A 19,049-nucleotide genomic window follows, 5' to 3' on the forward strand; every position below is an offset into this window, starting at 1 on the left:
ATATCCAATGGTACAACAGGGTTTAGACGATATTATAATCTTATTAAATTTCTGATTTTATTTGTCAGAAATACGATTATCCTAGGAATCTAAAGATTTCTTTATCATAAAGTTTAAAGATTTTGATGAAAATAAAGTGCGCTATATAAGCAACCGTAAATGGAACGACAAAGAATGCGGTGATAATCAAGACTAATTTCAACCAAACTTCATCAACATGCATAAATCTAAAGGCATTAATCGGTCCGACCATACCGATAATACCGAAACCTGCAGACTCTTTTGTTCCGCCAATACCGATGAAACTTGCCACAAAACCTGAAATGGCTGCGGTAACTGTAATCGGTACTAACATCACAGGATATTTAACCATATTTGGAAGCATCATCTTAACACCGCCTAGTAAAATTGTGGCAGGAACACCGAGACGGTTTACAGTGATTGTCCCAAAGACTAATGTTGCTTCTGCTGCTGTAATACCGATTGATGCTGCACCAGCTGCTAGACCGCTGATACCGATAGCCATAGATGTTGCTACTGTGGAAATCGGTGAAATGATGATCATACTATAAGCAATCGCAATCAGCATACACATTAACACTGGCTGCATCTCTGTAAAGGTATTAATGATATGTCCAATACCTGTAGTGACTAATTTTACGTATGGCAAAGTATGTAATGTAATAAAACCCGTAATAACTGCTACAAAGGTAGGTAAAATGATTAAATTCAAGCTTCCGAAGCGTTCACCTATGAATAAAATTAAAAGTGAGGCGATTGAAGCTGCTAACATCGTATTGATCAAGTCACCAATACCTGTGATTACCCATGCACCATTTTTAAATTGCGCTGCCCCGCTTCCGATAAATGAAGCTGCCGCAACAACCGCAATGCCAAGCGGTGTGAATTTAAAGCGATGTGCGACTAATGCACCAACCAACATCGGCACCGTAAATTGAATGGCTGTTGCTACTTGTAATAGAACACCTGCTGATTTAGAGTACGGTGATAATGCTTTTAAAATTTCCCCTAATACCGCATGCGGTACGAGTCCTGCGATAATTGCGAATGCGACCCCGTTTAATACGTTATAAAAAAATGTACCCACCGACACCTTGGTACCTGGTCTTGTCATAGTTCCTCCCATATATTCTCCTCCGTTTTCTGTGTTGTTAATTATGTTTATAATATTCTGATAATTCTAATATTTAAAATACTTAAAGTCAATATCTGCTCGAATTTAATAATGATTTTAAGAACATATAATAGTAAGAAACCACTAAAATGGTAGAATGAATTATCTTATAACCCTTTCTAAATAAGCTATCCTTTGTATCACAATAAAAAAAAGACAGAAACCACACATATGATTACTGTCTCATTAATGTATTAATCGATAAATTTAAAGATTTCTTCATCATAAATTTTAAATATTTTACTATAAACAAAGTGCGCGATAAACGCAGTAATAAATGGAACGATAAAGAATGCGACTGCACATAGTATCGCTTTAAGCCAGAAGTCTCCGTAATCTAAAAATCTGAACGCATTGATCGGCCCAACTAAACCGATGATACCGAAACCAGCTGATTCTTTCGTTCCTCCAATACCGATTAAACTTGCCACAAAGCCGGTTACTGCCGCAGTCGTAGTAATAGGTAGGAAAATAATCGGATGACGTACTAAGTTCGGCAACATCATTTTAACGCCACCTAAAAAGATTGTCATCGGTACACCTAAACGATTAACGCGCAATGTTCCAATCGTTAATACTGCTTCTACTGCCGCTATACCGATAGAAGCTGAACCTGCAGCTAATCCTTCAATACCGATTGCCATGGATAATGCGGCGGTTGAAATTGGCGAAATAACAATTGATGCATAAACTAATGAAATCAAAATACACATCGGAATCGGTTGTAATTCAGTAAAGCTATTAACCATATTACCGATGTCTGTTGTGACGAGTTTGACATAAGGTAGTGTATGCAATGCGATGAAACCTGTACTTACTGCCACAAATGTTGGTAATATAATCAAGTTCAAGCTGCCAAAACGTTCACCAATAAACAAAATCATAAGTGAAGCGATTGCAGCTGCGAATATAGTGTTGATTAAGTCACCAATACCTGTGATAACCCATGCATTATGTTTAAAGACGACAGCACCACTACTGATAAAGGAAGCTGCTGAAACTACCGCGATACCTAAAGGGGTAAATTTAAAACGATACGCAACTAACGCACCGATTAAACAAGGCACCGCAAATTGAATAGCCGTCGTAACGTGTAGTAATTGAGTAAAGACTGGATTGAATGGGACAAGTGCTTTTAAGATTTCTCCTAAAATCGCATTCGGGATTAAACCTGCTACGATACCAATCGCAACCCCATTTAATAAGTTAAAAAGAAAATATTTGGGACCTATCTTAGTCCCTGGATGTGTGGGTGAAGTATGATCCATCGCTGTGTGTTCCATAAAAAGACTCCTCTCGTGATGCAAAAGACCTGATGTTTTCGTAATTTTCAGAATTATTGTATGCCTATCATTAAAGTATGTCAATGACAGAAAATAGAAAAAAGCAGCCGAAGCTGCTTAAAAATTACAGAGTACTGAACTATTCACTTTTACGTTTTCTACTAGCCATAACAGTTACCATACCTATTAATGAAATACACAAGCCAAAGATTACTAATACAAGATTTCTTTCAGCTTCACCGGCTGCTGGTAATTCTTGTGATTGAGATGCATCAATTGATCTTGCTTCTGAAATTAATGCAGCAACTTTTTCATTATATTCAGTCGTAGACATTTTACCTGTATCTTTCAGATGTGTTAATTGAACTAACTTAGTTTGGTAAGGTTCATCTAATTTGATATTTTCAAATCCGATATTTGCCCATCCGTCACCGTCTGGATCCAATTCATCAGAAACTACTTCACCCGTAACTGCTTTAGCTGCTTGCGCTTCTGCACCTTTCACAATGTCTTCAATTCCAGTAAAAATTAATGCTACCGCAACTAACGTTGTTAAAAAGATACCGATTTTTCTCATTATAGGCCTCCTAAGTTTATCTAGTTTACTCATCTTTAACGTAACCAAACTTTCCTTCTTTAAAAACCCTATTTACAGTAACTAAACAAACTTTGCGGAATGTTCGTAAATGAAATAGAGGTGGCTCATTTTTTTCACTGTCTCATCGAACAATGCTAAAATTTGTTAACAAAGAAACTGACATGGATGCACTTATCCCCTCACTACTACGAATAGCGAGGGGATTTTTAAATATGTTTATAAACTTCTATTTATCGTTTTATTCATAATTACTATATTATTAATGTGCTTGTACTTTTCCTTTTTCTTTTAGCATCAATGCTGCTACTAAACCAACCACAAGTAATAGCGCTGCTAAATAGAACCCAATGGCCATTGAACCTGTAAGATCGGTTAAGAAGCCTGTAATGTATGGGGCTAAGATTGAAGCGGTCATTCCGATGAAGTTATAAACACTGAATGATGTACCTAATGAACTTTTAGGCGCATTATCCGCAACAACAGCAATTAAAACTGGGTTTGTACTGATTTTACCAACAATTCCATAGCCGATTAATGCAATATATAGAATGACTAAGTTATCGAAAAATACGATAGATGCTGTAAAAATAAACGCTAACGGTAACATAATCATTAATACTGGTTTTCTTCTTCCTAACTTATCTGATAACCAACTAAAGAATAAAGAGCCTGGAATAGCTGCCCAAGGTACGAGTGATGCAACAAAAGCTACCTGTGCACCATTGATACCTCTTTCTGATTCTAAGTAATACGGTAACCAAGTAATAATCATAAAGAATCCATAAATGGAACAGAAGATAATAATATAAGCTAGAATTAGATTTCGATTTTTAAATAAACTAGACATTTTAAATGGCGCTATATTTTCGTCTTGCTGCACTTGTTTACGTGGGCGTTCTTTAATAATACGATACATTAAAAACGCGATGATAAGTATCGGTACTGCCATAATATAAAATGGTATTCTCCAGCTCATTCCCATCTCAGAAACTGAAATACTCGAGATAAAATAACCGATTGATGTTCCAAAAGCCATACCACTATTAATTAAAGCACTGCCTAAAGTGATATTTTTTTCTGGTATAGCTTCTGACGAAAGTGCATATTGTGGACCATAGAACATACCTTGTGCTAAACCTACAATCACCCATGCGATAACAAATAAGAAATAGCTAGGCATCAAACCTGTAATAACCATAAAGATACCAAAAACTAAAAAACTAGGTACTAATATTTTCTTTCGACCTATTTTATCCCCCATGATACCTGAAGGAATTTGTGTAACGGTATAACCAATAAAGAACAAACTCATTATTAATCCTAATTGAGCATTATCTAAGGTAAATTCAGCTTTAATATTACCCATAATCGGATTTAATATTGTGCGTGCTGCATAAATAACTAACCAACCTAATGTAAAGACTGCAACAAGTTTTATCCAATATCGATTACTAACTTGATTTGCTTTGTTGTTATTCATAATGATCGCTCCTTTAAAATTACTTTCAATTTAAGCTTACCGAACATAAAAAAGGCGAACATTGGCAAAAATTCCAATTTTCACACGACCTTTTGACTACTTTAAACAATTTTAATTTTTATGAATAACAATGCTACTTAATTCTCATTCTTTTTATTAAAAACCAATAATTTTCACACTTCCGTCATACAATTTTCAAAATATGACAAACATTTGTCCTTTCATCTATTTAAAAATCTGTAATAATATAATGTAGCTTTTATATAAAGCGAAATCATTATATTTTATATAGATAAAGAGGTAAATTATGAAACCCAACACATTTAATCCTATGCAGCGATTACACTTTTACGCTGCGGTCTTTATTACGCCTTTATTAATTACTTTGACTTTGTCAGGTATTGCTTATCTTTTCTTCCCTGAAGTTGAAAATCAATTGTATAAGCACGAATTCTATGGTCAAAGCGAACATACAAAACAACAATCTATGACCGATGCGATTAAACAAATCGAAAAAGAACATCCTGGTTACACTATCAATAAAGTCAGTGTGATGGAGTCACCTTACAATAACCGCATCACAATTGGTGATATGGAAGGTAATTCTTATTATATTTTTCTAGACAATCATAACCAAATTGTCGATCAACAAAATGTGAAATACACCTATTCCAATATGGTCAGAAGTATACATAGTTCCCTTTCGACCGAAAATACTGCGATTAACTACTTAGTTGAATTAACCGCATGTTGGACTGTTTTTATGATATTATCTGGTATTTATATGTTAGTACGTAAAAAGTTATTAAAATCTAACAACAAAGTACTCAAATTCCAAAAATGGCATGCGATTGTCGGATTAATAATCGCTATTCCGATGTTAATCTTAGTCTTTACAGGCTTACCTTGGTCTGGCTTCATGGGTGCTAAAATCAATCAGATTTCTACTGCGTACCCACAATTAGGACAAACTCAACTCGTCGCAAATCCACCTAAATCAGAAGCCAATGAAATTCCATGGGCTTTAAGACAAAAAGCAGCACCACAATCAGAAGGTGGCGGGCATCACGGTAGTATGGCGATGCCGATGACAAACATTCCTGGTCAATTATCTTTGGATAAAGTGATTCACAACGCTGAAAAGCAAGGTTTAACACGTCCTTTTGCGATTGTTTATCCAACAGTCCTGATGGTTCCTTTACGCTATCTAAAGCCAGCAATAGTGGTGTAACCGGCTTTGATGTCGCACCTGAAAAAGAAACCACACGTTATATGGACCAATATACTGGTAAACAATTAGGTAAAGTGGATTATCAAGATTACGGTATCCTAGCGAAATGGTTAACTTGGGGTATTCCGCTTCACGAAGGCCACCTCTTCGGTATGGCTAACAAAATTATTAACTTACTCGTATGTATCGCCTTTTTAGGCGGAATCATCTTTGGTTTCATGTCTTGGTTTAGACGCTTAAAACACATGAAACAAGCTGAAATGCTACCAAGACGTGTGAAAAAGCCGATGTCTATTTCACTTATAATCACTTTGATTATCTTAGGAGTTTTAATGCCTTTATTCGGCTTCTCACTCATTATCGTCTTTATTATAGAAACACTCTTATACTTGAAAGATAAGCGAAATAAACAATTGAATTAATCAACAGAAACAAACAGCGCAACCCTGGGAGGCTGCGCTGTTTTTATATAGTAGGCTTTGTTTATATACTTACATATTGGATTTTGGGAGTAATTATTATTTAATATTTTAATGTTCAGTGAGTTTCAATCATTGGCTTACTTTGTTTTATAGTAGAAATCTGGAATATTTGCCCAACGCTCTTTGAAGTAGAACGCTACAGATTTTGGTTTACGATCTCTTGTGAAGATACCTTTACGGTTACCTTGGACACGAATATGGCCTGTACTTGTTTCGAAGTCAGCGAAGTTCCAAGTTTGTTCCCCGATAAACTGTGGATATTGGTCTACGATTTCATGATTAGCTTCGTAATATTTCACTTGGTATTCTTCTGTGAACATAATGTCATCGATTGCGTGTAATCCGGCTACAGTATCTGCACCGTATTCTGTAAACATAATTGGCTTATTCGGTTGTACTTTAGACCAGCCATCCATTTCTTTCTTCAATGATGCTTTCGCTGCTCTTAAATCACCTTGGTCTACATACCAACCATAATATCTGTTCAAGCAAAGTACATCGACTAAATCTTGAACTTGACAGTTATCAGGTTGTGAGAACATGATTGTTACGATTGTCATTGGACGATCTTGTGGGTCTAAGTCTCTTGCCAGTTGTACAAGCGGTTCGAAATATTCTTTCGCACCTTTAGCATCTGATTCTGGTTCGTTAGCGATAGACCACATTACAACACATGCATGGTTTTTATCACGTGCGATTAATTCACGAATCACTTGTTCATGCGCTTCTTTTGTTTTAATGTCTTTCCATGTATCAATAGGATTATTTGATTTACCTAAGTGTACTAAGAAGTTCAAGTGAACCCCTACTGCAGTAGTTTCATCAATTACTACAATACCTTGTTCATCCGCAAGACGCATCATTTCTTCTGAATAAGGATAGTGCGCTGTTCTGAATGAGTTCGCATTGATCCACTTCATTAAGTTCAAGTCCATAACATTTGCGTTTTCATTATAGCCTCTACCATTGATAGGTGTATCTTCGTGTTTACCGAATCCTTTGAAGTAGAATGGTTTGTTGTTGATTAAGAATTGACCATCTTTCACTTCAACAGAGCGGATACCTACACGTTCTGTATACGTATCAACTACTTCACCATTGTCGAATAATGTTACTTTTAAGTTATATAAATATGCGTTTAACGGTTCCCATAGACGTGGGTTTTCTACTTTGATGTCACCTTGTGCACCTGTTGCTGAACCTACGATTGTACCTTCTTCATCTAATAATTCAACACGTACCTCTTCCACATCACCGACAACCTCAGTTTCATAACGAACTGTCGCATTGTCACCTTCAACTTTAGGTACCACTGTAATATCTTCTACATATTTATGTGGTGTTGTGTAGATTTTAACCGGACGGTGTAAGCCAGAATAGTTAAAGAAGTCGAAGTTTGGTGTGTTCTTTCTGATTAAGTTGCCATCTTCATCTGTAAACTCTTCATAGTTACCTACAGGTAATGTTGAGTGATCTAAAATGTTGTTTACTGACACAGTTAAACGGTGGCTGCCTGCGCCAACTTTATCTGTAATATCTACTTCAAATGGTAAGAAACCACCTTTATGAGATACAACTTCTTCACCATCAATATATACAATCGCTTCATGTGTAGCTGATCCGAAACGTAAAACTAAACGCTCGTCACGTAATGCTTTTGGTACGATAAAGTCTCTTTCGTAAAAGACAGTACCCACATGGTTACGAATCTCACTAATCGCACCTTGCTCGTTATATGAACCTGGGACACTCATCACTAAATCAGTATCTAATGGTTGTGTCGCATCTAACTTTTCATTCGCATGTTCTAATCGGAATTTCCAAGTGCCATTTAAATCAATAATATTTCTTGTTTCTGTTGTAATTGGATATAACATATCATTCTCTCCTTCATTTATTATACGCCTGAATATGCATTGAACCCGCCATCAACTGGTAATACTACGCCGTCCACAAAGCTTGATGAACGGTAATCGACTAAGAAGAATAATGCACCGATTAATTCTTCTGGTTTACCAAAACGATGTAAAGGTGTCGCATTCAAGATTTTTTCTGCACGTGCTGAATAACTGCCATCTTCTTTAATTAATAACTTTTCATTTTGAGATGTCACTAAGAACCCTGGCGCAATCGCATTAACACGTACGCCTGTATCAGCAAGGTAAACACTTAACCATTGCGTGAAGTTGCTGACAGCTGCTTTTGCTCCACTGTACGCTGGAATCTTAGTTAATGGTGTAAATGCGTTCATTGATGAAATGTTGATGATTGTTGCTTCTTTGTTATCAATCATGTCTTGCGCAAAGACTTGTGATGGAATGAACGTACCTAAGAAGTTCAAGTCGAACACAAAACCAACACTTGCTTCATCCAATTCAAAGAATGTCTGCATTTGATCTTTATTATCTTTATCAAAATGTTCATCATCCGTCGTACCTTTAGGATGGTTACCGCCTGCACCGTTAATTAACACATCCACTTTGCCAAATGCTTCATGGATTTTTGTTTTTGCTTGTTCCATCTGTGCTTTATCTGTAACGCTTGCTGAAATGAAAAGTGCTTTACCGCCCGCTTCTTCAATCTCACGTACAACTTGTGCACCTGTCTCATCATTCAACCCAATAATCGCAATATTAGCACCGACTTGAGCTAATGATTTCGACATCGCTGAACCGATGACACCATTACCACCAGTCACTACTACTGTTTTATTGTTTAAATCAATTTCGTATGGAATCATATGCTCACTCCTTACCTTTGCTTACTGCTTCATAAAGTCCGATTAAATATGTCGCACCTAGTGCTCTGTCATATAAACCGTAACCTGGTTTACCTGTTTCGCCCCAGATCATACGACCATGGTCTGGACGTACCGGCCCTTCATAACCGAAATCATGCATGGCTTTAACAATTTCATACATATCTAATGAACCTTTTTCTGATGGGTGTGCAGATTCTTCAAATGAGTGTGTACCTGTATGTTTGATATTACGCGCATGCACGAAGTGTACGCGGTCTTTTTTACCAAAGTAACGTAACATTTCAGGGAAATCATTGTTTTTATCACAGCCTAATGAACCTGAACACATTGTTAAACCGTTTGATTTTGAATCGTATAGATTAATGAAGCGTTCTAAGTTTTCTTTATTTGTGATGATTCGTGGTAAGCCGAAAATATTCCATGGTGGATCATCCGGATGAATCGCCATTAAAATATCTTCCTCTTCAGCTACAGGGATAATTTTATTAATAAAGTAAGACAAGTTTTCCCATAGCTTTTCTTCATCAACAGATTCATAAGCTTTAAATAAATCTGCTAAATCATCTTTCGTATAACTTGAATCCCAACCAGGTAATGAAAGTTCCCCGCTTAATGGATCCATCTTTTTGATATGGTCTTCGTTATAGATTAAAGCAGTTGAACCATCGTCTAAACGATATTCTAAGTCTGAACGCGTCCAATCAAACACCGGCATAAAATTATAGCACACAACTTTAATTCCTGCTTTGCTTAAATTACGTAATGTTTGTTGGTAGTTTTCAATATACTTGTCACGTGTAGGACGTCCTAACTTAATATCTTCATGTACTGGTACACTTTCAATCACAGATAACTCTAAACCAGCATCTTCTATCTCTTTCTTTAGTGCTTCGATTTTATCTAATGGCCAAACTTCACCAACAGGTACATCATAAATTGCGCTGACAATTCCTTCCATACCAGGAATTTGACGAATGTACTCTAAACTAATTGGATCTTCTTTACCATACCAACGAAATGTCATCTTCATTGATTATTCTCCTCCTTAATTAATCCAAAGTAATGATAAGCATTGTTGTAACAAATGCCTTTAATTAATTTTTCTAATAATGCGGGTTCATCTGGAATTTCACCATTTTCAACCATCTCTCCGATATATGTGCATAGAATACGACGGAAGTATTCATGTCGTGCGTATGAGATAAAGCTTCTTGAGTCTGTCAACATACCTACAAAGTGCATCAACATACCTTGATCAGCTAGTGATGACATTTGTCTCAACATGCCACGTTTTGTATCGTTGAACCACCAGCCAGCACCGTGTTGAATTTTACTCGCAATACCTGGCTCTGTTTGGAAGTTCGCAATTGTTGAACCTACAACGTCGTTATAATTTGGGTTCAAGTTGTAAAGAATCGTTTTTGGTAAGTGATCTTCACGTTCCATCATGTCTAGTAAATGGTTCAAGTTATAGGCTAAGTTCGTTTGATCGTTAATTGAATCAAAACCTGTGTCTGGACCTAGCTTTTTAAATGCTCTCGTATTGTTATTTCTGATCGCACCGAAGTGAATTTGCATTGTCCATCCTTTGTCAGCGTACGCTTTGCTTAACTCATTCAAGACGAATGTGATAAATTGTGCTTTTTCAAAATCAGAAACTGTTTCTTTGTTTAACGCTTTTCTGAAGATGTCCGTGATTTCTTCTGATGTGAAATCTTCATAATCAATTCGTTCCAAACCATGGTCAGCTAATCTGCCGCCTTTGCTGTGGAAGTAATCGATACGTTGTTTCAAACTGTCAATGAAGCTTTCAACACTTTGAATCGGTTGAGTAATCTCAGCTAGTTTTTCAACAAAATCTAAGAAATCTTGTGAACCGATTTTAAATGCTGCATCAGGTCTGAATGCTGGTAAAACTGCTGTTTTGAAATCAGATTGGGCTTTAATTTCATCATGATAATGTAAATCATCTGTTGGATTATCTGTCGTACAAATCAAATTAACTTTTGATTCTTTAATTAAAGATTGCGTTGTCACATGATTGTCTTTCAGATATTGATTCACACGCTCATAAATTTCTTCTGCGTTATCTTCAGTTAATAAATCATAGACACCGAAGTACATCGCAAGTTCTAATTGTGACCAGTGATACACTGGGTTGCCGACTGCGTTTTGAAGTGCTTGTGCCCATTTGACAAACTTTTCTTTTTTGTCCGCATCTCCAGTGATGTAATGTTCTTCGATACCTTGAGCACGCATAACTCTCCATTTATAATGATCGCCGCTCAACCATAAATCTGTAATGTTATCAAAGTGATGATCCTCACTGATTTGTTTAGGGTCTAAATGACAATGGTAGTCATAAATTGGCATGTCTTTTGCATAATCTTCATAAAGTTGTACTGCTTTATCATTGTGTAACATAAAAGTTTCATTGATAAATGCCATAGTATATACGCTCCTTTTAAATTTCTTCTCTTAACGCTAATTCTTTTACAATTTGTTCATGTCGTTTATCTGTTAATTTATAGAATATTCCGAAGACAATTACCGCAATTAAACTGATAACAGCAGGTACGACAAAGTATAAAAGTCCTAACCCCTGTAATGTATCGGCAGTTTGCTCGACATTCGGTTGATAACCAATAAACGTTAGTGCTATACCTGGAATAAATCCAGCTAAAGCTTGTGATACTTTACGTGTGAAGCTGTAGCTTGAATAAATAATCCCCTCAGTACGAACTCCTGATTTCCGTTGTCCGTATTCTACAACGTCTGCGATAAATGCCCATGTAACTGTATTAGGAATCACTAGGAAGAACATGCCTAATGTACTAAAGATTAAGAAGGTTACAACGTTCTCTCCAAAGAATGCATAGTTTAACATTTCACAAATGATAAAGCCTACAACACCAATAATCGCAGTCATTTTTTTACCAAACTTCTTACTTAAAACAGTTGTAAGATATAATGCTGGAATCAGTGCGATAAAGTTGAACAAGCTAACAATGCCTACTAAATTAACTTCGCCAAGTACATATTGGAAGTAATACAATTGTGTAGATTGCTTTAAGAACATGGCTGTAATTGTTAGTAATGTATAGAAGGCAAGCACTGCGAATGCTCCGTTTTTCAATAAGTTTTTAAACGCAATTCTACTTTGTCCTTTTGTATCAGGGGGTTCTACTGTAAAGCGTTCTTTAACACCTTTATAACAAATGATGTGGAAAATCACACCAATTGCCGCAAGTACACCTACAACAACTGGGAACCCAATTGCTTGATTAGGGAATTGGCTTACCATAGGTAAAACAATGATACCTGTAATGAACAACGCACCTTGTGACCCCATATTTCTGAACACTGAAAGTTGTGTACGGTCATCTGCGTTTACTGTCATAGATGCAGAAAGTGAACCATAAGGAATATTAACAATTGAATAAGCCATACTGAATATCATATAAGTTGCGAATGCCCATATCACTTTACCGGTATAATCTAAATTCGGGGTGATAAAGGTCATTACTGTCATAATTGCTAAAGGTACTGTCCCAAATAAGATATATGGTCTGAACTTACCTCTTGGACCAATATTTTTACGTGAATCTACATAAGATCCGACACCTGTATCGACAAAAGCGTCAAATATTTTTGAAATTAGGAATACTAAACCTGCATACGTTGCTGATATTCCTAAAACATCTGTATAGAACTTAAGTAAGTAGATTTGACCTAAGTCAAACATCATTCCGTTACCTAAGTCACCAAATCCATAAGCTATTTTCTCTTTAAGCGGTAGTTTCGGTTTTTCTATCGCTTTGAATGTTTCAACTTTTTCTTCTTCTCTCTTTGTCATCGTTTCCATAAAATGACCTCGTTTCTAGCGTTTAATATCCGCTGAGTCTGTAATATGGAAAATTGTTTCAACATCCGCTGTATGGTAGTCACCATGGACTGCGTGTTTATACAACATATTGTTAATCGCAAATTGAACTGTCGTTCTCAAATCCCAATTTTCCATTAATCCATAAATAATACCTGTGCTAAATGCATCTCCTGTTCCGACACGGTCTAAAATATCTGAGTCATATTGCTCAGTTTGTGCGATCTGGTTTCTATGTGAAATGAAACCTTGTAAGCGGTTTCTTGAGTTCGTAAAATTTTTTTCTCTGTGTAAACGCAATGTATTCAATATCATAACGTTCATGAATTTCAGCTAAATATGGTTTTAATGTTTCAATCGAAGCTAATCTATCTAAGCCATCCTTTTTATCCGTTCCATCTTCATTTGTAAGTGATAAAGGTTCATAACCAAAGATTAAATCAACATAAGGTAACAACTCAGACATCGCCTCACGTGCTGTTTCAAAAGACCATAATGCTGCGCGGAAGTTTAAATCACAACTTACAAATAAGCCTTTTGATTTTGCAGCTTTCGCTGCTTGTAATGTCACTTCAAATAACTGTTCATTTAATGCCGGTGTGATACCTGTAAAATGGAACCACTGTTGATTTTCAAATGCTTTATCAAAATCTATTGATGTGGTATCAAACTGTGAAAAAACTGAGTATGCACGATCATACACTACCTTGGATGGACGATAAGCAAATCCTTTTTCCAAATAGTACACACCTAACCTGCCATCTGCTTGAACAATATTGTCTGTGCCAACATTATATTTTCGTAACGTTCTCAATACTGCTTGTCCAAGCTCATTTTGAGGTAATCCCGTTATCACTTGTGTTGATACGCCGAATCCAGCTAAACCGACAGCTACATTCGTTTCTGCACCGCCATAGACCGCATCAAACGATGTGGTTTCTGTAATCGTTTGATGGTTTGGAGGTGTTAAACGCATCATGATTTCACCTAGTGTGATAAAATTCATGACTTATCACCTCGAATACGTTCGAAGCGTTCTACAAATTTCTTCGTGTTCTGATAAATGATGTTATCACTGCCGTCTTTCGCACCTTTTGTTAATCCGCCGCCAATACCGATTGCAAATGCACCTTTTTTATACCATTCGTCCATATTATCAATGGATACACCACCTGAAGGCATCATTTCGACATTTGGAATAGGTCCGTGAACTGCATTGATAAAATCTGAACCAAGCACATCACCTGGAAAGACTTTGACTAAATCTACACCTGATTTCAATGCATCTGTAATTTCTGTGACCGACCCGCAACCAGGCAGATACGGAATTGAATACAAGTTACATAACTGTGCAATGTCTCCATCAAAATTTGGACTGACGATATATTTAGCGCCGTTTAAGATTGCGATACGCGCAGTATGCGCATCAAGTACAGTGCCAGCACCAATCACAACTGTGTCATCAGCATGTTGTTGTAAATGTTGAATCACATGTTCTGCACCTGGTGTTGTAAATGTTACTTCAATATTTTTGATTCCGCCCTCTATAATTTGATCAATCATATTTTGTGCATCTTCTTGTGATTTGCCTCTGACAACTGCGACCAGATAATTGTTATGCAACTGTTCCAATATTGTATATTTATGCATTGTTTAATCCTCCCTTAAAAATACTTTTTTTAACTAGCTAGCTCACCACTAAAGTAAAAGTTTTTTTAAGAATGGTCAATTTTCCATCAGATTTCAGACCTCTTTTTATGCAAAAAATGCAAATAAAAAAACGCCTTTATCAATCAAGTTAAACCCTTGATATAAAAGCGTTTCTTTGTAATATTTATCTACACGAACAATGAATTTTCGGCGAAAAATGATATGAAATTTTACGTTACTATTTTACTTTTTACTCTTGGAATATCCGCTGTTTTTATCATTTTTTTTACGTTTTTATACAAATTTTTACCTTATTTGCGTTTTTTTTGAGATTTCTGACAAATTGATACTATGAAAAATTGTTTATGTTTATGAATTTAGATACAATAATGGTGTAGCGATTGTAAACGGTTTCATCATTTTGTATGTTTTTTCATTTTTCGATACTTTAATGGAGACATGTGATATACTTCTTTAAATCTTTGAGTAAAATAACTTTGATTTTTAAACCCGACATAAACTGCAATGTCAGAGACAGACATATTGGTTCGCACTAACAAGTCCCGCCCAACTTTAATGCGAGCTTTAATGATGTATTGTGATAAGGTAACGCCTAATTCCTCGCTAAAGATTCTAGATAAATAAGAAGGAGATAAATCAACCATCTCTGCTAAATATTGAAGCGTGAGTGGATGATCTAAATGTAAATCGATATACTGCAGAATTTTATTAACTTTTGGTGTGTGTTCGTACTGTTTCACTTTTTGAGCAATATCGGTGTATTCCATAGTTAACGCATGCATCACATCACTGAGTCCCTGCAAATTAACTACTTCATCTATTTCAGCAGCATATTTTTTAGAAATCTGATCGACTAGCAACAAGTTTGCGCCTGCTTTTTCGATTGCTTTACGTCCGAATGTATTTAAAATATAAGCTTTATATTTTGCGTTTAAAGCGTAATCATTTGAACGTTTCATACCAGCCACACTACTCATTAATTTTATCAGACAATTAAATACTGTTTCTTTATCACCATTTTCCATCGCAGTGATTAATTGATTCTCAACTTTATATCTTTCTTCTAATTCATTCAATGTGAATTCATATTGTTCTTCTGTCGCTGTATAACCTAGTTCTGTTGTATGCATCTTTAATGTAAATGGAATGACTTCATAATTCACATCTCGATTTTTAATAAAACGTACGGCTAATCGTGTCATTTTCAATGCGTCTCTACGATTACAAACCGGAATGCTCAATAAATATTGTTTCAAAGTAGCCATCTTTGATATTTTAATGCCCGCTTCTTGCAGCATTTCATGACTCTGTTTTTCAGTCGGTCGTTCATTTAAGAAAGGACCAATCATAATAAATTGTTTTTGTTTACGATACTTGAAGAAATAATAATGGACATTAAACGCATTGGTATAAAAGTAAATGTGCTGACTGCTCATCTCATTAATGTAAGTCTTTAAAGACTTACGTAATTGTTTACTTTCGTAATTCATAAACGGCGTTTTAATTTCATTTACAATTTGATTAATGTGACGATTGTCAAACACTTTTAATTCTAGCCCTAATAAGTACATTGCATGTGTTTTCAACATTTCAATTGTCTTATCATCCATATAAACACCTACTGACTTTATTTATAATGACGCCAAAAAGACGTAATGTCTGCTTTATCCTCTAAGTTGAATTGAATCATATCCTTTAATAAGTCATAGTCTATATCTTGCGTCCATTTAATACGGAATAAGTTTTCAGTATACGTATAGCCATTTGCGTCAAAACGGTCTATAAACGGCTTCATTCCTGCAGCTTCAGGATTTATAGAGAAATGTGCCTTTGCACGACTGAACCCGATAATATAGGTACCATGATGTGTATACATAGGTTGATTCCATTTAATGGCTTTTTCTAACTCAGGAAACGTTTCATCTACCCAGTTAAAAACAGTTGTTAAAATTTCCTTTTGTTTTGGATCCTCAATTTTATTTAAATACTCATTAAAATTTTCCATTGATTTCTCCCTTTATTTCGACTTACTTCCATTATATGAGACCATTCTCAAAAGGGCTATGAATGTATCTCTAAATTTCCATTAAAAAAGCATGACAGCGTAAGTCTATTTACTGTCATGCTTAAAGTAACTATGCTAATTCATCTTCTACTTCACCGTGTGAAGAAAGCAATCCAAATACATAGAATAAGACACCCATCGCAACGAGTGAAATAATTCCAGAAATCCATCCACCAGTCACATCGTGTAGTAAACCGATTAAGAATGGTCCGATTGCGGCGATGAAGTAACCGATTGATTGACCGAAGCCAGATAATGCGATACTGCCATCACTTGTACGTGCACGGATTGAGAAGAATGTCATACATAAACTAAATCCAGAACCCATACCAAAGCCGGCTAAAATCATACCGATAATTAATAGCGTGAATGATTGTGAGAAGAACAGTGCGAATCCGATAATAAAGAATGCGGAAACGATAGTCACTAATAGTTTTTGGTTCTTCATACGTGACGCTAAAATAGGGAAAATAAACGTCATCGGTACTTGTGCGAATTGGTTCAGCATCAATAAGTAGCCTGCTGTTGAAGCATCTACACCTCTATCTACTAAGATAGACGGTACCCATGCGACAACTGTATAGAAAATCATAGATTGGAAGCCCATCATGAATGCGACTGTCCATGCGAGTTTAGAACGACTGATTTTAAATAACTTTTTCTCTTCTTTAGCTGCTTGTTCAAGCATGGCTTTCTCTTGTTTCGTACCTGAAAGCATTTGCGGAACCCATAATATAATCGCAATAATCGCAAATACTAACCAGAAACCTAACGATAGACGATATGTACCCGCTTCAGATAACGGATAACTTAAGCCACCGCCTAAACCTGCAGTGAAGTTCATTGTACCACTGTATAAGCCTGTCATTAGACCGATTTGAAGCGGGAATTTCCATTTTACATAACTTGGCAGCACGACATTACCAAAGGCAATACCAATACCTAGCAACACTGTACCAAGGATGAAAATCGGGAATCCACCAGAGACACGTACGATTAACGCAATAATGACTAAAATCGTAGATAAGAACACCGTCTTAGACATTGTCAGACGCGAGGATACTTTAGATACAAACGGTGATACAATACCAAAAATCAACAGCGGGATCGTCGTTAAGATACCTGCCACACTGTTATTGATTGATAAGGCATCTTTAATTTGATCAATAACCGGACCAACTGCTGTTAACGGTGCACGTAATGTTGATGCGACAAAGACCATCGCAAGAACAATCAACCACGAATCGCGCAATCTATGTTTTTGGAAGCGCTCATCCTGTACCATATGCTCACCCTTTCTTCATTTATTTAAGTTTATTTGAAAATAAAGAGAGAGGTAGGACAGAACCTAATCTCCCCACCTCATTGAATTAACTTTATTCTATGTCTTTCGTTTCATCAATGCAAGTACAGGTATAGAAGATTAACATACCTTACTATGCATCACGTCACTTATTTATTTAAAGTGATACGTGTACCTGCTTTACCTTCTAAAGCATCGACAGCGTCTGCTAATGAACAGATAATCGCTTCTTTACCTGTTTTCGCGAATTCAATCGCAGCTTGGATTTTCGGTAACATACTGCCTGCTGGGAATTGACCTTCCGCAACATATTGTTCCGCTTCCTCAACTGAGATGTTTTCTAATTTCGCTTCATTTTCTTTACCGTAGTTGATATAAACATTCGGTACGTCAGTTAACATAATGAACGTATCAGCGTTCACTTGTTCAGCTAATTTCAAGCCTGAACGGTCTTTATCAATAACCGCTTCTAAGCCATGAATTTTGCCGTCATCGTCACGATATACAGGGATACCGCCACCGCCAGATGAAATGACAACTGTGTCTGTCATTAAGCGTTTAATCGCGTCTACACCGTTGATCACCATTGGTTCTGGTGAAGGTACAACACGACGATAGCCACGGCCAGCATCTTCAACCATAGTGAAACCTTGTTCTTGTTCCATACGTTTTGCTTCTTCTTCTGAGAAGAACACACCGATTGGTTTCGTTGGATTATCGAAAGCTGGATCATCTTTGCTGACTTCAACCATTGTTAAAAATGACACAACATTTGAATCGATACCGCGTTGGTATAAATCGTTTTTCAGTGCACTTTCCATCATATAACCGATGAAACCTTGAGATTCAGCGTTACATACATCAATCGGCATTGGAGAAACTTGGTCTTTAGCCGCTTCGTTTTGAACGATGATGTTACCTACTTGCGGTCCGTTACCGTGTGTCACAACAATTTTGTGTCCACTTTCTTTAATGTCGGCCATTTTGCTTGCCGCATTTTTTACGTTGTTATATTGATTTTCAAACTTTGTTTCTTGGCCAGGTTGTAAAATTGCGTTACCGCCAAGTGCTAAAACAACATATTTACCCATTCTTCT

At 36.3% G+C, this 19,049-nt stretch carries 16 protein-coding genes and 1 pseudogene; 1 reads left to right on the plus strand and 16 read right to left on the minus strand.

Features of this window, described 5'->3' with window-relative positions; all coding sequences use genetic code 11:
* Positions 1–76: 76 nt before the first annotated feature.
* The 4 genes from HMPREF2846_RS01310 to HMPREF2846_RS01325 all read right to left on the minus strand — a co-directional run bounded on the left by HMPREF2846_RS01310 (position 77) and on the right by HMPREF2846_RS01325 (position 4,556).
* Complete coding sequence (locus tag HMPREF2846_RS01310; protein WP_002479879.1) at positions 77–1,147, minus strand: PTS sugar transporter subunit IIC; 1,071 nt, start codon at positions 1,145–1,147, stop codon at positions 77–79.
* Positions 1,148–1,389: 242 nt separating this feature from the next.
* Positions 1,390–2,478 (minus strand): PTS sugar transporter subunit IIC, encoded by a 1,089-nt coding sequence (locus tag HMPREF2846_RS01315; protein WP_083309953.1) that lies wholly within the window; start codon positions 2,476–2,478, stop codon positions 1,390–1,392.
* A 139-nt stretch (positions 2,479–2,617) separates the two neighbouring features.
* On the minus strand, positions 2,618–3,055 hold the full coding sequence (locus HMPREF2846_RS01320) for an LPXTG cell wall anchor domain-containing protein (protein ID WP_070625333.1): 438 nt from the start codon (positions 3,053–3,055) through the stop codon (positions 2,618–2,620).
* Positions 3,056–3,335: 280 nt separating this feature from the next.
* Positions 3,336–4,556 carry an MFS transporter gene (locus HMPREF2846_RS01325; protein WP_070625335.1) on the minus strand — a complete coding sequence of 407 codons (1,221 nt, stop codon included), beginning with the start codon at positions 4,554–4,556 and terminating at the stop codon, positions 3,336–3,338.
* A gap of 307 nt (positions 4,557–4,863) precedes the next feature.
* Here HMPREF2846_RS01325 and HMPREF2846_RS01330 point away from each other — a divergent pair.
* Positions 4,864–6,209 (plus strand): annotated as a pseudogene (locus HMPREF2846_RS01330) (PepSY-associated TM helix domain-containing protein).
* 137 nt (positions 6,210–6,346) lie between these two features.
* Here the strand turns inward: HMPREF2846_RS01330 and uidA are convergent.
* From uidA to arcC, 12 genes are all read right to left on the minus strand, one after another.
* On the minus strand, positions 6,347–8,146 hold the full coding sequence (gene uidA, locus HMPREF2846_RS01335; RefSeq protein WP_060803556.1) for a beta-glucuronidase: 1,800 nt from the start codon (positions 8,144–8,146) through the stop codon (positions 6,347–6,349).
* 20 nt (positions 8,147–8,166) lie between these two features.
* Positions 8,167–9,009: an SDR family oxidoreductase gene (locus HMPREF2846_RS01340; protein ID WP_002479885.1), complete on the minus strand. Its 843-nt coding sequence runs from the start codon at positions 9,007–9,009 to the stop codon at positions 8,167–8,169.
* 4 nt (positions 9,010–9,013) lie between these two features.
* On the minus strand, positions 9,014–10,060 hold the full coding sequence (gene uxuA / locus HMPREF2846_RS01345; RefSeq protein WP_070625337.1) for a mannonate dehydratase: 1,047 nt from the start codon (positions 10,058–10,060) through the stop codon (positions 9,014–9,016).
* Positions 10,057–11,478 carry a glucuronate isomerase gene (uxaC, locus tag HMPREF2846_RS01350; RefSeq protein WP_070625339.1) on the minus strand — a complete coding sequence of 474 codons (1,422 nt, stop codon included), beginning with the start codon at positions 11,476–11,478 and terminating at the stop codon, positions 10,057–10,059. The genes uxuA and uxaC overlap by 4 nt, the downstream gene beginning before the upstream one ends.
* Positions 11,479–11,494: 16 nt before the next feature.
* Entirely contained in the window at positions 11,495–12,895 is a 1,401-nt protein-coding gene (locus tag HMPREF2846_RS01355) for an MFS transporter (RefSeq protein ID WP_070625340.1), read from the minus strand.
* Positions 12,896–12,910: 15 nt separating this feature from the next.
* Positions 12,911–13,222 carry a PfkB family carbohydrate kinase gene (locus HMPREF2846_RS14635; protein WP_256273954.1) on the minus strand — a complete coding sequence of 104 codons (312 nt, stop codon included), beginning with the start codon at positions 13,220–13,222 and terminating at the stop codon, positions 12,911–12,913.
* Positions 13,146–13,919 carry a sugar kinase gene (locus HMPREF2846_RS01360; protein WP_256273956.1) on the minus strand — a complete coding sequence of 258 codons (774 nt, stop codon included), beginning with the start codon at positions 13,917–13,919 and terminating at the stop codon, positions 13,146–13,148. The genes HMPREF2846_RS14635 and HMPREF2846_RS01360 overlap by 77 nt, the downstream gene beginning before the upstream one ends.
* A complete protein-coding gene (locus HMPREF2846_RS01365; protein WP_023015519.1) occupies positions 13,916–14,563 on the minus strand; it encodes a bifunctional 2-keto-4-hydroxyglutarate aldolase/2-keto-3-deoxy-6-phosphogluconate aldolase in 648 nt (215 codons plus the stop codon). The genes HMPREF2846_RS01360 and HMPREF2846_RS01365 overlap by 4 nt, the downstream gene beginning before the upstream one ends.
* Positions 14,564–14,979: 416 nt before the next feature.
* Complete coding sequence (locus HMPREF2846_RS01370) at positions 14,980–16,194, minus strand: helix-turn-helix domain-containing protein (RefSeq protein WP_070625343.1); 1,215 nt, start codon at positions 16,192–16,194, stop codon at positions 14,980–14,982.
* A gap of 17 nt (positions 16,195–16,211) precedes the next feature.
* Positions 16,212–16,589 carry an iron chaperone gene (locus HMPREF2846_RS01375; RefSeq protein WP_002479892.1) on the minus strand — a complete coding sequence of 126 codons (378 nt, stop codon included), beginning with the start codon at positions 16,587–16,589 and terminating at the stop codon, positions 16,212–16,214.
* Positions 16,590–16,719: 130 nt separating this feature from the next.
* The gene (locus tag HMPREF2846_RS01380) at positions 16,720–17,934 is read right to left on the minus strand and encodes a CynX/NimT family MFS transporter (protein WP_002479893.1); all 1,215 of its coding nucleotides are present in this window, start codon (positions 17,932–17,934) and stop codon (positions 16,720–16,722) included.
* Between the two features lie 167 nt (positions 17,935–18,101).
* Entirely contained in the window at positions 18,102–19,043 is a 942-nt protein-coding gene (arcC, locus tag HMPREF2846_RS01385) for a carbamate kinase (RefSeq protein ID WP_070625345.1), read from the minus strand.
* Positions 19,044–19,049: the final 6 nt, after the last annotated feature.

This window comes from Staphylococcus sp. HMSC056G08, from assembly GCF_001812305.1.
GTDB classification, from domain to species: Bacteria; Bacillota; Bacilli; order Staphylococcales; family Staphylococcaceae; genus Staphylococcus; species Staphylococcus simulans.

Coding starts and splice junctions, on each gene's coding strand:
- HMPREF2846_RS01310 (WP_002479879.1), bottom strand. CDS start 1,147: ATGGGAGGAACTATGACAAGACCAGGTACCAAGGTGTCGGTGGGTACA.
- HMPREF2846_RS01315 (WP_083309953.1), bottom strand. CDS start 2,478: ATGGAACACACAGCGATGGATCATACTTCACCCACACATCCAGGGACT.
- HMPREF2846_RS01320 (WP_070625333.1), bottom strand. CDS start 3,055: ATGAGAAAAATCGGTATCTTTTTAACAACGTTAGTTGCGGTAGCATTA.
- HMPREF2846_RS01325 (WP_070625335.1), bottom strand. CDS start 4,556: ATGAATAACAACAAAGCAAATCAAGTTAGTAATCGATATTGGATAAAA.
- uidA (WP_060803556.1), bottom strand. CDS start 8,146: ATGTTATATCCAATTACAACAGAAACAAGAAATATTATTGATTTAAAT.
- HMPREF2846_RS01340 (WP_002479885.1), bottom strand. CDS start 9,009: ATGATTCCATACGAAATTGATTTAAACAATAAAACAGTAGTAGTGACT.
- uxuA (WP_070625337.1), bottom strand. CDS start 10,060: ATGAAGATGACATTTCGTTGGTATGGTAAAGAAGATCCAATTAGTTTA.
- uxaC (WP_070625339.1), bottom strand. CDS start 11,478: ATGGCATTTATCAATGAAACTTTTATGTTACACAATGATAAAGCAGTA.
- HMPREF2846_RS01355 (WP_070625340.1), bottom strand. CDS start 12,895: ATGGAAACGATGACAAAGAGAGAAGAAGAAAAAGTTGAAACATTCAAA.
- HMPREF2846_RS01360 (WP_256273956.1), bottom strand. CDS start 13,919: ATGAATTTTATCACACTAGGTGAAATCATGATGCGTTTAACACCTCCA.
- HMPREF2846_RS01365 (WP_023015519.1), bottom strand. CDS start 14,563: ATGCATAAATATACAATATTGGAACAGTTGCATAACAATTATCTGGTC.
- HMPREF2846_RS01370 (WP_070625343.1), bottom strand. CDS start 16,194: ATGGATGATAAGACAATTGAAATGTTGAAAACACATGCAATGTACTTA.
- HMPREF2846_RS01375 (WP_002479892.1), bottom strand. CDS start 16,589: ATGGAAAATTTTAATGAGTATTTAAATAAAATTGAGGATCCAAAACAA.
- HMPREF2846_RS01380 (WP_002479893.1), bottom strand. CDS start 17,934: ATGGTACAGGATGAGCGCTTCCAAAAACATAGATTGCGCGATTCGTGG.
- arcC (WP_070625345.1), bottom strand. CDS start 19,043: ATGGGTAAATATGTTGTTTTAGCACTTGGCGGTAACGCAATTTTACAA.